The sequence below is a fragment of the Photobacterium lipolyticum genome, assembly GCF_003026475.1.
GTDB lineage: Bacteria > Pseudomonadota > Gammaproteobacteria > Enterobacterales > Vibrionaceae > Photobacterium > Photobacterium lipolyticum.
Genome location: NZ_PYMC01000007.1, coordinates 160,868 through 176,772, shown reverse-complemented (window position 1 = coordinate 176,772; position 15,905 = coordinate 160,868). Strand labels below are relative to the sequence as shown.

15 protein-coding genes are annotated in these 15,905 nt (G+C 48.6%); 11 read left to right on the top strand and 4 right to left on the bottom strand.

The window, feature by feature from the left end; genetic code table 11:
- Nucleotides 1-21: 21 nt before the first annotated feature.
- Both C9I89_RS11785 and rsmD read right to left on the bottom strand, forming a co-directional pair.
- Entirely contained in the window at nucleotides 22-288 is a 267-nt protein-coding gene (locus C9I89_RS11785; protein WP_107283558.1) for a DUF1145 domain-containing protein, read from the bottom strand.
- Nucleotides 285-890, bottom strand: coding sequence for a 16S rRNA (guanine(966)-N(2))-methyltransferase RsmD (gene rsmD / locus C9I89_RS11780; RefSeq protein WP_107283557.1), 606 nt, complete (start codon nucleotides 888-890; stop codon nucleotides 285-287). The genes C9I89_RS11785 and rsmD overlap by 4 nt, the downstream gene beginning before the upstream one ends.
- 84 nt (nucleotides 891-974) lie before the next feature.
- On the opposite strand from rsmD, the gene ftsY reads away from it, so the two are divergent.
- From ftsY to glpD, 9 genes are all read left to right on the top strand, one after another.
- A complete protein-coding gene (ftsY, locus tag C9I89_RS11775) occupies nucleotides 975-2,243 on the top strand; it encodes a signal recognition particle-docking protein FtsY (RefSeq protein ID WP_107283556.1) in 1,269 nt (422 codons plus the stop codon).
- A gap of 3 nt (nucleotides 2,244-2,246) precedes the next feature.
- The gene (gene ftsE / locus C9I89_RS11770; RefSeq protein ID WP_107283555.1) at nucleotides 2,247-2,915 is read left to right on the top strand and encodes a cell division ATP-binding protein FtsE; all 669 of its coding nucleotides are present in this window, start codon (nucleotides 2,247-2,249) and stop codon (nucleotides 2,913-2,915) included.
- Nucleotides 2,905-3,831: a permease-like cell division protein FtsX gene (ftsX, locus tag C9I89_RS11765; protein WP_107283554.1), complete on the top strand. Its 927-nt coding sequence runs from the start codon at nucleotides 2,905-2,907 to the stop codon at nucleotides 3,829-3,831. The genes ftsE and ftsX overlap by 11 nt, the downstream gene beginning before the upstream one ends.
- A 149-nt stretch (nucleotides 3,832-3,980) precedes the next feature.
- Nucleotides 3,981-4,841 (top strand): RNA polymerase sigma factor RpoH, encoded by an 861-nt coding sequence (gene rpoH / locus C9I89_RS11760; protein WP_107283553.1) that lies wholly within the window; start codon nucleotides 3,981-3,983, stop codon nucleotides 4,839-4,841.
- Between the two features lie 472 nt (nucleotides 4,842-5,313).
- Nucleotides 5,314-5,640: a thiosulfate sulfurtransferase GlpE gene (gene glpE / locus C9I89_RS11755; RefSeq protein WP_107283552.1), complete on the top strand. Its 327-nt coding sequence runs from the start codon at nucleotides 5,314-5,316 to the stop codon at nucleotides 5,638-5,640.
- A 3-nt stretch (nucleotides 5,641-5,643) separates the two neighbouring features.
- Nucleotides 5,644-6,480, top strand: a complete 837-nt coding sequence (gene glpG, locus C9I89_RS11750) for a rhomboid family intramembrane serine protease GlpG (protein WP_107283551.1) — start codon at nucleotides 5,644-5,646, stop codon at nucleotides 6,478-6,480.
- 392 nt (nucleotides 6,481-6,872) lie between these two features.
- Nucleotides 6,873-8,243 (top strand): glycerol-3-phosphate transporter, encoded by a 1,371-nt coding sequence (gene glpT / locus C9I89_RS11745; RefSeq protein ID WP_107283550.1) that lies wholly within the window; start codon nucleotides 6,873-6,875, stop codon nucleotides 8,241-8,243.
- Between the two features lie 97 nt (nucleotides 8,244-8,340).
- Nucleotides 8,341-9,102 carry a DeoR/GlpR family transcriptional regulator gene (locus C9I89_RS11740; protein WP_107283549.1) on the top strand — a complete coding sequence of 254 codons (762 nt, stop codon included), beginning with the start codon at nucleotides 8,341-8,343 and terminating at the stop codon, nucleotides 9,100-9,102.
- 275 nt (nucleotides 9,103-9,377) lie between these two features.
- Nucleotides 9,378-10,919 carry a glycerol-3-phosphate dehydrogenase gene (gene glpD / locus C9I89_RS11735; protein WP_107283548.1) on the top strand — a complete coding sequence of 514 codons (1,542 nt, stop codon included), beginning with the start codon at nucleotides 9,378-9,380 and terminating at the stop codon, nucleotides 10,917-10,919.
- 106 nt (nucleotides 10,920-11,025) lie between these two features.
- Here glpD and C9I89_RS11730 read toward each other — a convergent pair whose 3' ends face one another.
- Nucleotides 11,026-11,442, bottom strand: a complete 417-nt coding sequence (locus C9I89_RS11730; RefSeq protein WP_170107687.1) for a flagellar basal body-associated protein FliL — start codon at nucleotides 11,440-11,442, stop codon at nucleotides 11,026-11,028.
- A 168-nt stretch (nucleotides 11,443-11,610) separates the two neighbouring features.
- On the opposite strand from C9I89_RS11730, the gene C9I89_RS11725 reads away from it, so the two are divergent.
- Together C9I89_RS11725 and ubiA are read left to right on the top strand one after the other, a co-directional pair.
- Nucleotides 11,611-12,153 (top strand): chorismate--pyruvate lyase family protein, encoded by a 543-nt coding sequence (locus C9I89_RS11725; protein ID WP_107283546.1) that lies wholly within the window; start codon nucleotides 11,611-11,613, stop codon nucleotides 12,151-12,153.
- Entirely contained in the window at nucleotides 12,147-13,010 is an 864-nt protein-coding gene (gene ubiA, locus C9I89_RS11720; RefSeq protein WP_107283545.1) for a 4-hydroxybenzoate octaprenyltransferase, read from the top strand. Before C9I89_RS11725 ends, ubiA begins: the two co-directional genes overlap by 7 nt.
- A 298-nt stretch (nucleotides 13,011-13,308) precedes the next feature.
- Here ubiA and plsB read toward each other — a convergent pair whose 3' ends face one another.
- A complete protein-coding gene (gene plsB / locus C9I89_RS11715) occupies nucleotides 13,309-15,750 on the bottom strand; it encodes a glycerol-3-phosphate 1-O-acyltransferase PlsB (RefSeq protein ID WP_107283544.1) in 2,442 nt (813 codons plus the stop codon).
- Nucleotides 15,751-15,905 lie beyond the last annotated feature (155 nt).

The window sequence follows — 15,905 nt, the reverse complement described above, 5'->3', positions numbered from 1 at the left end:
TCGCTTCTCGTATCTACATTTTCACATCATATGCTTACGGCGAATATCTAACAGGGCAAAGATACCAAAGATCAGAATTGACCCTTTTTCCCATTTCGACATATTGATCTTGTCGCCAAATGCCCCGATGAAAATCAACATCTGCAAACCATGCATCATAAATAAAAATCCTGTCATGATGTACAGCGCGATGGCCGCTACCCCAGGGAACGGGTAAAAGATATTAATCAGTAGTATCAGCCAGACAAAACCGATAGCGGCTTTCGCTAATGTGATCAGCGCCTTCATGCTTCCTCTCTTTCGAATAAACGGTAACAGACCTGACCGGCTGTTTTTTCACGGTGCAAACGCCAGTGTGCCGGCGTCGTGAGTTCACCCAATTCTTTCTCCGCTTCAATATAAATCATTGCATGGGGAGTGAGCCAGTGGTTGGCTTCCAGCCGTTCGATGACATTTTGTATCAAATCTTTACGGAAGGGCGGATCGATAAACACCACATCATGAGGTGTACCTGGCTGCGCTAAATACTTCAGGCTGTCAGTATTGATCACCTCCGCATTGGTTTCACCGATAGTGGCGAGGTTCTGTTGTAGCTGATTGGCCGCTTTTTTATCTAATTCCAGCATGGTGATGTATTCTGCACCACGAGACAGGGCTTCAAACCCTAAACTGCCACTGCCAGCAAACAGATCGAGGCATCTTGCCTGGTAGATATCTTGTGCTAACCAATTGAAAACGGTCTCTTTTACCCGGTCTGTTGTGGGCCTTAGCCCTTCGACATCATGAACAGGGAGTTTTCGTCCGCGCAAACGGCCACTGATGATTCTGATGAACCCTTCCCGGCGATTATTTTGCACATTTCGTCCCGTTTGTTGCCTGTGTCTCGTCATAACTTTTTTCGACCGTTTAGAAAATGATAGTATACACCTGTTTTTAGACTGCAAATTGTACCAATCAAGGGCTAGGATTTGCCAATGGCAGAGAAAAAGAAACGCGGATTATTTTCGTGGCTGGGTTTTGGTTCTGAGGAACAAACCGAGCAAACCGACCAAACAACAGAAAAACAGACTGTAGAAACAGATGTTGATTCTCAGCAATCAACTGAACAAAAGGAGCAAGCAGAGGGGGCAGCCCAGCAAGAAGCGGAAGCGTTAGCTGCGGCGAAGGCGGCAGAAGAAGCGGAAGCGTTAGCTGCGGCGAAGGCGGCAGAAGAGGCGGAAGCATTAGCGGCGACGAAGGTTGCTGAAGAAGATGTGGAAGCGCTAGCGGCGGCCAAGTCGACAACTGAAGCCGTGGTGCACGAACAGGAGAAACCAAAAACCGAAGGTTTCTTTACCCGCTTAATGCGGGGTTTAAAGAAAACCAAAACCAATATTGGTTCTGGCTTTTCGGGTCTGTTTCGTGGCAAGAAAATTGATGATGATTTGTTTGAAGAGCTGGAAGAGCAGTTACTGATAGCTGATGTGGGAATGGATACCACATTGAAAATCATTGAAAACCTGACAGAAAAAGCGAACCGTAAGGAACTCAAAGACGGTGAAGCTCTCTATGGTTTACTAAAAGAAGAATTAGCCAGCATGCTGGCGCAGGTTGAACAGCCTCTGGTTGTCGATACCAACAAGAAACCTTTTGTTATTCTGATGGTGGGCGTAAACGGGGTCGGTAAAACGACGACGATCGGCAAGCTGGCGAAGCAGTTTCAGGCTGAAGGGAAGTCTGTCATGTTGGCGGCCGGTGATACGTTCCGTGCGGCGGCAGTAGAGCAACTTCAGGTATGGGGTGAGCGTAATAATGTACCAGTGATCGCCCAGCATACCGGGGCGGACAGTGCGTCTGTTATCTATGATGCGATAGAATCGGCGAAAGCGCGCAATGTTGATGTTGTGATCGCAGATACTGCGGGTCGTCTGCAGAATAAAGGCAACCTGATGGAAGAATTACGCAAAATTGTCCGCGTAATGAAAAAGGTTGATCCTGCTGCGCCGCATGAAATTATGCTGACAGTTGATGCGGGGACTGGTCAAAACGCCATCAGTCAGGCTAAATTGTTCAGTGAAGTGGCGCCGGTTTCAGGTATTACTATTTCCAAACTGGATGGTACAGCCAAAGGCGGGGTGATCTTTGCCGTCGCCGATCAGTTCAATATCCCAATTCGCTATATCGGTATTGGTGAAGGTATTGATGATCTGCGACCATTTGCCGCGGATGAGTTTATTGAAGCGCTGTTTAGTGACGAGGAATAGAGTGTGATTCGGTTTCAGCAGGTAAGTAAAGCCTATCGTGGCGGCAGGCAAGCCCTGCAAAAAGTGGATTTTCATCTGCAGCCGGCAGATATGGCATTTTTAACCGGGCACTCCGGTGCGGGTAAGAGTACCTTGCTGAAACTGATCTGCGCGATAGAGCGGCCAAGTGATGGCCGTATCTATTTTAATGACCATGAGATCACCCGGCTCGAAAACAAACAGATCCCGTTTTTACGGCGTAATATCGGGATTATTTTTCAGGACCATAAATTGCTGATGAACCGCACGGTTTACGATAACGTGGCGTTACCTTTGCGGGTAGAGCAAGTCCCTGAAAATGATATCAAGCGTCGGGTATCTGCCGCGCTTGATAAAGTCGGTTTGCTCGACAAAGCGCGCTGCCTGCCGATCCAGTTATCGGGGGGAGAGCAGCAGCGGGTGGGGATTGCTCGTGCCGTGGTCAATAAACCTATGCTGCTACTGGCTGATGAACCCACCGGTAACCTTGATGCAGAGCTATCACAGCAAGTGATGCGTCTGTTCGAAGAATTTAATCGGGTCGGCGTCTGCGTGCTGATGGCGACTCACGACACCTCATTGTTATCGACCCGTAATTATCGTCGATTAGACTTACAGCAAGGTCACCTGCGGGAGATGGCACATGGCGCGTAATCAGATTGGCTTTTTTGCAATTCATAAACAGCAAGGTATCGAGGCGCTCAACGATCTGATACAGCGGCCATTGGGCAATATCTTAACCCTGGCTGTGTTGGCGTTTGCCTTAACCCTGCCGGCCAGTTTTTACTTGCTGGCGAAAAACATCACGCTGGTGGCACAGCCCTGGCAGAACCCCACGCAGCTTACGCTGTATTTAGAGCGTGGTGCGGCTGAGCCGGCGGCCATACGCTTTACGGAACAAATCCAGGACTGGCCTGAAATTGAGGCGGTCGATTATGTTTCTCCGCAGCAAGGCTTGCTGGATTTCCGTGAGCATGCCGGCTTTGAACAGGCGTTAAGCCTGTTAGATGAAAATCCGTTGCCGGCGGTGGTGATTGTACGTCCGGTCCCCGCCTGGCAAAGCAGTGAGAAAGCCACAGAGCTGGCAGCAAAAATTCGTACCCAGCCAAGCGTTGATGAAGTACGCCTGGACAGTGACTGGCTGCAACGTCTGGCTGCAATCAAAGAGCTGGCCGTAACCTTAGCGTTGTTGATGTCAGGGTTAATGCTGTTTGCCGTATTCTTAATTGTCGGTAATACTCTGCGCCTGCAGGTTCTGAATCAGAAAGATGAAATACAAGTGATGAAAATGGTCGGGGCGACAGACAGCTTTATTCTCCGTCCTTACCTGTATGTCGGGGTGTGGTACGGATTAATTGGGGCGATTATCGCCTGGGTACTAACTGCGATAGTGACTATACTTCTTGACGGCGCCGTTGCTAAACTGGCTGCGCTTTATGATAACAGCTTCCGGTTAGTCGGCCTGGGCTGGGATGAAAGCTTGATTTTACTGATGACCGCTTCTTTTCTTGGTTTGTTGGCGGCGCGGCTTTCTGCCGGACGTCACTTGAAAGAAATTGAACCTGTCTGACATTTTTGAGTCTACAAATGATGTAGATTATGCGACCCGCTTGCAAAGTGACCCGTTTTCTTGGCATTATTGCAGGTTCATATGACGTTATGGATGTTCACATAGCGTTGCATTGGTATAAAAAAACACAAAACACATGAGGTTTTTGCATGACAAAAGCGATGTATTCAATGGCTCTGGTTTCTGCAGATAGCCTGGATAGTTATATCCAGACCGTCAACCGCTACCCTATGTTGTCAGCGGAGCGAGAGAAAGAGTTGGCGGAGCGTCTGCATTACGAGGGGGACATTGACTCTGCGAAAAGCTTAGTGATGTCTCATCTGCGTTTTGTTGTGCATGTTGCCCGTGGCTATTCTGGTTATGGTTTGCCAATGGCCGATCTGGTGCAGGAAGGTAACATTGGCCTGATGAAAGCGGTAAAACGCTTCAACCCTGAAGTCGGGGTACGGTTGGTCTCTTTTGCGGTGCATTGGATTAAAGCTGAAATTCATGAATACGTGTTACGTAACTGGCGTATCGTAAAAGTTGCGACGACCAAAGCCCAGCGTAAACTGTTTTTTAACTTGCGCAAGGCAAAGAAACGCCTGGGTTGGTTTAACAATGCCGAAGTTGAAATGGTTGCAGAGCAACTTGGTGTGAATGCCTCAGAAGTGCGTGAGATGGAATCCCGTCTGGCGGCACAGGATCCGGCATTTGAGATGCCGACGGAAGATGATGATCGCGATGTCAGCTATACCGCTCCCGTGTATTTCCTTGAAGATAAATCTTCCGATGTCGCCCTAAGTTATGAAGAAAATAACTGGGAAAGCCACGCCAATAACCGTTTGTCGAATGCCTTGGCGGGGCTGGATGATCGTAGTCAGCACATAGTTCGTTCTCGCTGGTTAGACGATGATAAGTCCACATTGCAGGATCTGGCTGATCATTATGGTGTGTCAGCGGAAAGGATCCGACAGCTAGAGAAAAACGCCATGAAAAAACTGAAGCAAGCGGTTGGTGACGTGTTCTGAGGATCCTGCTCAGCTATCCACAATGGATGACGATAAGAAACCGGCCAAGAGTCGGTTTTTTTATGCCTGAATATTGAGAGATAACTCACACTTGTGAGTATCACTGTGAATTACCCCGATAGTTATCCACAGCTTGTGACGGATCCAATCTATATGTAGTGGATCCTATTTTAATTAGACACATTATCAACGCAATTCACAGGCTTTTCCACAGCTGGTTGAAATATGATCAGTGGCGGCGGGGTAAGATGGAACGGCTGATCGCTAAGCCCTGTAATTGTTGAGTTTCAGCGCGAGTTTCAAGTGTGGATAAGACCTTACATTATGTGCAAGGTTGTGAGTAACTGAGTGAGGTACAATAAGTGCAGTATAAAATGCGCCGCTTTAAAAGCGATAGGATCCCGTAGTGGATGATCATCACATTTTTGCGGCAATGATGACGCATAAAGATCAACAATAGATGAGGCAGTCAATGGAGCAGTTTGAACATATCTCGGCAGAGAAGGCGTACACTTTATTACAGCAGGCAGGATCTGAAGCGGTACTGGTTGATATCAGGGATCCGCAGTCATTTGCTTTGGCTCATCCTGAACAGGCGTTTCATCTGACCAATGATACGATGGTTGAATTTATGGATCGGGTTGATTTTGAGCAACCTGTGATTGTGATGTGTTATCACGGTGTAAGTAGTCAGGGTGCGGCCCAATATCTGATTAATCAAGGTTATGAAACAGTGTATAGTCTTGAGGGTGGTTTTGAAGGCTGGCGCCGACAGGCGTTGCCATATTCAGCGGAGTAATAGATGCATCGGTTAGCCGGATTTAATAACCCTCGCCAAGCACAGTCTTTTATTGATTACATGGCCTCACGTGGTATTACATTAACGCTGGCATCCGAGCCGGAGGGGGTGTTTGCACTCTGGTTAACGGATTCACAACACCTGATAGAAGCGGAAGCGGAATTAACGGCTTTTCTGGCGAATCCTCACAATGCAAAATATCAGGCAGCGTCGTGGCAAGTGGCAGAAAGCCGTACGGCCAAGTTTCATTATGGTAGTCCGAGTTTAATGGCCATGATCAAATCCCAGGCAGGCCCTTTCAGCCTGTCGGTAATGGTGGTGGTCATTGGCATTTATCTGCTGTGGTTCTTCGGGCTGCAGCAACCGATATTTGATGTGCTCCACTTTCCGCTGATGAACGGTGATCAGTGGCAAGTCTGGCGCTTTTTCTCCCACGCCCTGATCCATTTCTCGACTTTGCATATCGTCTTTAACTGCCTGTGGTGGTGGATTTTAGCGGGACAGCTGGAACGCCACAGTGGTGGCGGCAAGCTGGTTCAGATTTTTCTGGTGTCGGCACTCATTTCAGGTTTTGCGCAGTTCTGGCTTCATGGTGCTAATTTTGGCGGTTTGTCTGGGGTTGTATATGCCCTGCTTGGGTATATCTGGTGGTCAGGTTGGTTAGCACCGGAGAGGCGCTTATCTATTCCTAAACCCTATGTTGTTTTCATGCTGGTCTGGCTGGTGATTGGTTTTGCCGGGCCTTTAGGTATGTCAGTGGCCAATATGGCCCACTTATTTGGTTTGATCAGTGGCAGTGCGATGGCTTTGGTCGACATTAAGCTGATAAAGACCCGCTGAGTGATCTTATACCCAAACCATCTCAAGATGCAGAGTTCAGCGAGAATTCATTGGCTTTTAGTCAAGGCTGCCATTTGAGTGAATAGTGGTTCTATTCAGATAATGGGTATATACCAATCAGGGTAATGGCACCGATTGGTATTATTCATGACGAGTGGTATTAACTTTATTTGTTGATTTAGTTATCTGGTGAGGAATTTTTTCCAAAACCTAGAGTAAAACATCTATTCTTGGTAAATAAATCTTCGTTTTTGATTGCTTTCACATTATTACATCTCCATTCGCGCAATAATTTTCCTGTATTGAGCGAAATCGATTGTTTCTCTCGCCCTACATCTTGCGTTTGCGCAAATCATCACTAAAAACAACAACAACCTTTTAAGGAACATCTTATGTTTGGCATATTTACTCCCGCTGCTCATATAGAGCGTCTGCCTGACGGGCAGACAGGCTCTGTATATAAGCGTCTGCGCTGGCAACTCTTTATCGGTATTTTCTTTGGCTACGCCGGTTACTATCTGGTACGTAAAAACTTCAGTCTGGCAATGCCTTTCTTAATTGAAGAATACGGCTATAGCCGCGGTGATCTGGGGGTGGCATTGGCTGCCGTATCAATCGCTTATGGCTTATCTAAATTCTTAATGGGTAGCGTGTCTGACCGTTCAAATCCGCGGTATTTCCTTGCTGCCGGTTTGACCATGTCGGCCCTGGTGATGTTGTGCTTTGGTTTCATGCCTTGGGCAACAAGCAGTATTACCGCCATGTTTATTCTGTTGTTCCTGAACGGCTGGTTCCAGGGTATGGGATGGCCGGCCTGTGGTCGTACTATGGTGCACTGGTGGTCACGTAAAGAGCGTGGTGAAATTGTGTCGGTCTGGAACGTGGCGCATAACGTGGGTGGTGGTTTGATTGGCCCGATGTTCCTGTTGGGTTTATGGGCCTTCAATGATGACTGGCGCACCGCGTTTTACGTACCTGCGTTCTTCGCGTTGCTGGTTGCAGCTTTCACATTAATCGCAATGCGTGATACACCGCAGTCTTGTGGTCTCCCTTCCATCGAAGAGCATAAAGACGATTATCCTGATAACTATGATGAATCACATGAGAAAGAGATGACCGCGAAGGAAATCTTCTTCAAGTATGTGTTTAACAACAAGCTATTATGGTTCATTGCGATTGCTAATGCTTTTGTTTATCTGATCCGTTATGGCGTACTGGACTGGGCACCGGTCTATCTGAGCGAAGTCAAAGATTTTACGGTAGATAAATCATCTTGGGCTTACTTCTTATACGAGTGGGCGGGTATTCCTGGCACATTATTGTGCGGCTGGATGTCAGATAAGTTCTTTAAGGGACGTCGTGCACCTGCCGGTATTCTGTTTATGTCCCTGGTGACTATTGCGGTATTGATTTATTGGTTTAACCCGGCTGGTAACCCAATGGTTGATATGATGGCACTGGTTGCGATCGGCTTCTTGATCTACGGCCCGGTTATGCTTATCGGTCTGTATGCGCTGGAGCTGGCACCGAAAAAAGCGGCAGGTACAGCAGCCGGTCTGACGGGCCTGTTCGGTTACTTGGGTGGCGCAGTAGCAGCAAATGCTATTTTGGGTTACACCGTTGACCACTTTGGTTGGGATGGTGGCTTCATGGTGCTGACGTCAGCATGTGGCTTATCCATCTTCTTCTTGGTGCTGGCAATGGTTGGCGAAAACAGTGTTCATGCACAACGAGCACTTGATAGTGCACAGCAAAATGCATGATTGAGATCGCCGTCATTGGCATCTTGCCAAAGCTGTAGGTAATATGACAGGGCTTCGCATTCGCGGAGCCTTGTTGCAACCAGGAGCTGCGTTAGCCGTGAAGCAGAGCAAACGTCATCAGGAAATCATCGATATCGTTAAAACCCAAGGCTATGTCAGCACTGACGACCTAGTTGAACGTTTTAAGGTAAGCCCTCAAACTATTCGTCGTGATCTCAATGATCTGGCTTCGGAAAATAAAATTCGCCGCCACCATGGCGGAGCGACGATCCCATCCAGTTCCGAAAATACCTCCTACACGACCCGTAAAGTCATGCAGTTGGCGGAAAAAGATCGCATCGCAATGGCGATGGTTAAGCATATCCCTGATGGAGCGACGCTGTTTATTGATATTGGTACCACCCCGGAAGCCGTTGCGCGTGCCTTGCTCAATCATAATGATCTACGCATTGTGACCAATAACCTCAATGTCGCTAGTGTGCTGACCGGCAAGGCGGATTTCCGGGTTATTCTGGCGGGGGGCGAAGTGCGCAACCGGGATGGTGGCATTGTCGGTGAAGCGACACTGGACTTTATTTCTCAGTTCCGTCTCGATTTCGGCATTATGGGGATCAGCGGTATCGATCTTGATGGTTCATTGCTGGACTTTGATTATCATGAAGTTCGTGTTAAACAAGCGATTATTGAAAACAGCCGCTGTGTCATGCTGGGTGTGGATCATACCAAGTTTGGTCGCAATGCGATGGTCAACTTGGGGGATATCAGCCAGATTGATATGCTGTTCACCGATGCTCAACCACCTGAAGAGCTGGCCAAGCACCTGCAGGAAAATGACGTCCATACTGAAATTGTTGGCTAACGAGTCAATGCCTGTCTGAATGACTGACAATATTGATGAAGAAACGGGCTACCAGAGATGGTGGCCCGTTTTTTTGTGGCCATACCACTCCGGGTTAAGAGCTATACAGAACCACTAGAATCGAAATAGTTTACCCGCTACGTTCATGTAACAAATCAAAAACAAAAAGGGTGATTTTTAATAGCGTGTTCGCTATTATGAGCGAATGCGAACTTAATTTGAGTATTGTTGCTCGTTTGGTTTCGAATCATCGATGTAATGTGGAAGGTAACGGCATGACGGCAGAAAACGAACATATCTTAGATGTAATTGTTGTGGGGGGGGGTATCAATGGTGCTGGTATTGCTGCCGATGCGGCCGGCCGGGGACTGGATGTCGGCTTATATGAGGCTGATGATTTCGCGTCTGCCACGTCGTCTGCCAGTTCTAAGTTGATCCATGGTGGTTTGCGCTATTTAGAGCACTATGAGTTTCGCTTGGTCGGGGAAGCCCTTGCTGAGCGCGAAGTACTATTACGTAAAGTCCCGCATATTGCACGCCCAATGCGTTTCCGTTTGCCACACCGTCCTCATCTTCGCCCGGCCTGGATGATCCGTGCCGGCCTGTTTCTTTATGATCACCTGGGCAAACGTACTACCTTACCTGGCAGCCACGGTCTGACGTTTGGCCAAGATTCGGTCTTAATACCTGCCATCACCAAAGGCTTTGAATATTCAGACTGCTGGGTTGATGATGCGCGGTTAGTGGTACTGAATGCGATGGAAGTGGCGGAAAAAGGCGGGGAAGTGCGCAACCGCTGCAAAGTTGAAAAAGCGGTACGTGAGGGGGAGTTATGGATAGTGACAGTGCGCGATGTGCTGACCAACCAGATCTTTGTTCGTAAAGCACACGCTCTGGTGAATGCGGCGGGTCCTTGGGTTAAAGCTTTCTTTGATCAGAGCATGGAAGAAAACTCTCCGCGCAATATCCGTTTGATTAAAGGCTCGCACATCGTCGTGCCGCGTGTCCATGATGAACCACAGGCTTATATTCTGCAGAACGAAGATAGCCGTATTGTTTTTGTGATCCCGTATCTGGATCGGTTCTCGATCATTGGTACCACCGATGTGGAATATAAGGGTGACCCACGTCAGGTTGCAATTGATGACAACGAAATCGACTATTTACTGAAGGTCTATAACGGACATTTCGTGAAGCGATTAAACCGAAATGATGTGGTGTGGACCTACAGCGGTGTGCGTCCGCTGTGTGATGATGAATCCGACTCGCCACAAGCCATTACCCGTGACTACACGCTGGAATTAGATCAGGAAGGGGGCAATGCGCCATTACTGTCAATCTTCGGCGGCAAGCTGACGACATATCGTAAGCTCGCTGAAGCGGCAATGACCAAACTGACCCCGTTCTTCCCGCAAATCGGACAAGCCTGGACTGCAAATTCATACTTGCCGGGTGGTGAAGCAGCTTTTGATGGTCAGCAGCTGGCCCGCCGGCTGCAGCAGCAATACCCATGGTTAACGGCATTCACCAGCGAGCGCATGGCGACTAACTACGGTACTCGCGCATCAGCATTGCTGGAGGGGGTGAGCTGCGAAGCGGAGATGGGGCTGCACTTTGGGGAAGGCTTATATGCCAAAGAACTTGATTATATGATTGAACATGAATTTGTGCAGGCTGGAATCGACGCGTTATGGCGCCGGAGCAAACTTGGCCTGTATCTCAATGAAGAGCAGGTAGGTGCGGTGACACAATATATTGCCGACAAAGTTCAGAATCGCGGGTCAAAGGGGCAAATCCGGCCTGAAGCGGCAGCCTAGCTATTGCTGGTATAGCCTCGCAGCGATGGTCATTTTCTTCATCATAATAAAAAGCGCTCACTGAGCGCTTTTTTGTGTCTGCTTGATATATTGAACACTGAAAACGCTACTGATAGAGGTATTTCGTAAACAGTAATTCGGTCAGGAGCTTCTGGTTTGTCTCGCGGATCAACAGTTCATTGACCTTGTTCAGGCACTCCTGGCGGATCTCTTCGCGTCCTGCCAAAGACTTCACTTTGACTTCAGGCTGCTGGCCGATGATGTTAATGATGGCATCGCGGATCAGTGGTGCATGGTGCTCCACTTTGGTTATGAGATCCGGATCTGACACCATCAAATCAATTTGTAAGCGCAGATAACCGAGCTTCTTACCTTGAGTCACGTAGTTGGTCGTGATGTCGGGTGATAACGTGTAGTAGCTGTATTGTGGCATTAGTGGCGCCGCATCTTCCGCCGCAGCATGATGAGAGGCCAGGGAGCTGGTAAGCAGTAGTATTAAGCCAAAGACTTTTGATTTCATCATTACACTCATAGGGTTATCATAATTTTCCGCAATGAATTGCTATCTTTCGATCGGAACGATATTCGTATCCGTTACAGCTTGCTACAATAGTGTTTCTTCATGGTAATAAATTAACCGCATTCTACCAAGTTCTTTTCATGTTCGGCCGGTAGAATTTGTATTGGGAAAATGTCGGAATTCAAACAGTTGTATAAACCCTTGTTGGATAGCGCCTGTTGGCAGTCGCCAGATTCCGTGGCACTAGAGGGGACAGAGTTTGGGCATTGGTTGCTTGAACCCGATTCATTATCGCGTCGTCTTGAGCGGCATTGTGACACATTTACTGTTTCTCTGCTCGAGCAGCAGAAAATAGATAAATCTTTGTTATCAGACGATGAGCGAGCCTTGCTCGGGGATAAGGAGTGCCTGATGCGCAAGGTTGTGTTGCGGGGCGATGGCCAGCCATGGGTGTTTGCCTGTACCTTAATCCCGCTATCGACACTGACCGGGCAGGAGCGTGATCTTGAGCAGTTAGGCGAGATACCATTAGGGTTCAGAGTCTTTACTGATCGCAGTGCCCGTCGTGACGCGCTTGTGGTGGCCAATGTCGGCTCTGAGGAGAAGCCTTTGTGGGCAAGGCGTTCGCGCTTATGGATAAATGATAAACCTTTGCTGGTGGCCGAATTATTTCTGACGCAGGCACCGGTTTACTCAAAGGAGAGCCAATGTTAGCGATGACCAAAGCGAGAGCATATTGGCAGCTTGCACGATTTGACCGCCCGATCGGGAGTTTACTGCTGCTTTGGCCAACACTCTGGGCCTTGTTTCTGGCCGCCGATGGATTACCGGATATGCCGGTGCTGGCGGTATTTGTGCTCGGGGTGATCTTTATGCGGGCCGCAGGCTGCGTGATCAATGACTTTGCCGATCGCCATTTTGATGGCCATGTGAAACGAACGGCTAACCGGCCGATGCCGTCGGGCAAAGTGTCAGAGCGTGAAGCGTTAGGCCTTTTTGGCCTGCTGGTCCTAGTGTCGTTTCTGTTGGTGCTGACCATGAATACCCTGACTATTATGCTGTCAGTCGTCGGCTTATTGCTGGCGGCGGCTTATCCGTTTATGAAGCGATATACCCACTTGCCTCAGCTTATCCTGGGCATGGCCTTTGGCTGGTCGATCCCCATGGCTTATGCTGCACAAGCGGGTGAATTACCTGCTGCAGCGTGGTTGCTGTTCATTGCCAATATTCTATGGACCATTGCTTATGATACTCAGTATGCGATGGTTGATCGTGATGACGATATCCATGTCGGGATCAAATCGACAGCCATATTGTTCGGGCGTTTTGACAAAATCATCATTGGTTTATTGCAGTTAAGCACTCTGGTGGTACTGATTGCTGTTGGTCAGATGCTGGCTCTTAACCAGACCTATTATTGGTGTCTGCTTGCTGCCGCAGCGCTGTTTGTGTATCAGCAGATGCTGATCCGCAGTCGTGAAAGAGAATTATGCTTCAAGGCTTTCTTGAACAATAATTACGTTGGTATGCTGATTTGCGGCGGTATGGGGATCAGCGTGTACCTCGGCTGATCGCCAATTAACTCAATGAAGAAGCGCCATATGGCGCTTTTTTTGTGTCAGTGGTATTGGCAGATTATTACTTGTACAGCTTATTGGGCTTAGGGGGTGCTGTAGGTCAAAAGCTTATATAGCTGTACACCTTACAGAGCTTTGGGTTACCGATAAGTCAAAAGCTGCACAATTTAAAATAATGGCATGTTAACGGCAAGAAAAAAGCTGGCATTAAGCCAGCTTTGTAGGGATATTTTCAGTATCTAGTATCTAGTATCTAGTATCTAGTATCTAGTATCTAGATCCTTGCCACCCTTTACTCGTTATTTACTTGCTTATCATCCCGGTTAATGACGGCCTGAATTGTGAGCTTCACTTCAGGTGATACCAGAGCGGCTAACTGATCGGCGAGGTTTTCAACGGGGCGAGATACTGCATGGCACTCGTCGGTGAGGTAACCTTCATGGCGGAGGGTCTTCACCAGAATGGCAAATACCCCTTTATCAAAGAACTCGGGGGCATTGATGCCGTGCAAGCGGCTCAGACGCTGGGCCATCATCTGGCTTTGCTGTTCCAATTCGCTCTTTATCATCTGCGGTTCGGCACATAGCAAGGTAAGGGTAATGCTATAGCGCTGCAGTGTCTCGGTGATCGTACGGGCTAACAGTTGTAGTGGTCCGATACGGGAACCATTGAGTGAAATAGTCTGGCCATCACTTAATAGCAGGCGCTGGCGAACCAGCTCCTGGATCAGCGAATCAATCACGTCATTGAGTTCTTCTGTTTCATAGCGCAGGAACAATTCCGCTTTGAGGAACGGATACAGCCGTCCAACCTGTCGATGGATTTCATCAACCGTCAGACTTTGATACTGAACCACGATATGGGCAATCAGAGATGGCAGCGCAAACAGGTGAATGATGTTATTGCGATAATAGGTCATCAATATTGATTGCTGACGGTTAAGCGAGACGACATCTCCCAGGCTGTCACGTTCAACAATGAATTTATCCATCGCGATAGCGTGCTCGACCAGTGCTTTTGCATCGTCTTCGGGAACGGTGCTCTGGCTGGAATACGGTGTATTGCGCAGAATTTGCAGATAACTATCGATCTGCTGCTCCAGCTCTTCACGACTTAGTGCGCGCTGGCGCGATGACAACAGCGCCAGTGCACACAGGGTCAGGGCATTGGTTGCTGCGGCATCGTTGATATGGGTCATCATCTTCGTTGCCAGCTGATTGACCACAGGGTTCATCCAGCCTGGTTTTTGCGGCTCGATCGGGTCAATGTCATTGTGCCAGTCAGGTACGTTGTCATTGAGGTACTGGTTAAGCGGGATAGGCTCACCAAAGTTAACATAGCCCTGGCCCAGATTACGCAGCTTACGCAAAGTACGCAGAACCTGACCGACGTTTTCTTTTTCTTTGCGTTTACCGCGCAGCTCATTGGCGTAGGTTGCCACTTCCATCACGTGTTCGTAACCGATATAGACAGGCACTAAGGTGACAGGACGGTTCAGACCACGCAGCATGGCCTGAATCGTCATCGACAGCATGCCGGTTTTAGCGGGCAGCAAACGACCGGTACGGGAACGGCCGCCTTCACTGAAGTACTCGACCGAGTAACCTTTGGCAAAAAGTTCAGCCAGGTACTCGCGAAACACGGTGGAATAGAGGCGATTACCTTTAAAACTGCGGCGAATAAAGAACGCACCACCACGGCGGAAAATAGGGCCGGCCGGGAAGAAGTTCAGGTTAATGCCTGCCGCAATATGCGGAGGAACCAGCCCTTCTTCATACAGAACGTACGACAACAGCAGATAATCCATATGGCTGCGGTGACAGGGAACATAGACGATTTCATGGCCGTCTTGTGCCAGTTTACGCACCCGCTGGGCATTGTTGATATTGAGCCCCTGATATAGTCTGTTCCATAGCCAGCCAAGGAAACGTTCGCCTTTTTTGATCAGGGAATAAGAAAAATCGGCCGCAATTTCTTCCATCATATCGATGGCTTCTTTTCGCACCTTTTCAATCGGCACATCCCGGCTCTGGGCTTCTTCTCTGACGACCTTGTCGATGGCTTTTGAAGCCAGCAAACGCTTAAACAGTGCCTGGCGATCAGGCAGGCGGGGCCCCGAAGCTGCAATTTTCTGACGCGAGAAATGAATTTTCGCCACCCGCGCCAGTTTATGGGCAATGGCGTCATCGGTGCCGTGGTTGTCTGCCATGTAACGCAATGATACCGGCGTGCTCAGGCGTACCAGGCAATCGCGGCCATGGCCTAGAATGGCCGTGAATTTTTCCGGGCCGTTAAGCGGATGCAGGATCGGACTGCGGTTACTTTCTTTACCGGGTTTACGCCCCCATAAAATCGATGCAGGCACCAGCTGGATATCTAGCTCTGAATCCTGTTTGTGCTGCTCCAGCAACTCGATAAACAGATCGATAGATTCTTGCGGTAATTCGCCATTGGTGCCAAAAATACTTGGTCCGTTAGCGACATACACATAGCGGGGGAATTGGCGGTTGCCAATCACCAGCGGAGATAGCGGATCCGGTAATCCCCGCTCCTGGGTGCTGCTGCGCAGAGTCATCAGATCGGTGTTAGACCGAAACGGTAATATATAGATAATTGGTCGCTCTAAGTCCAACTCCAGATCTTTGACCGGATCAGAAGGAATTGAATTGGTTTTAACCAGCAGAGAAAGCGGCAAATTCAGTAATTTTTGATAGATTTTCTGCCAACTTGACATGTCTTTTACTAGCCTCGAATTCTTAATGCGTGGCTAGGATAGCAGAAAATAGTGGCGCTCATGCAGCGAAAATGCGAGATATCAACGTAAAGTCATCAATTTGAATGATGTTTCCCATAAATTACTAATTCCGTTGATCAACTCTTCCCGGGCGC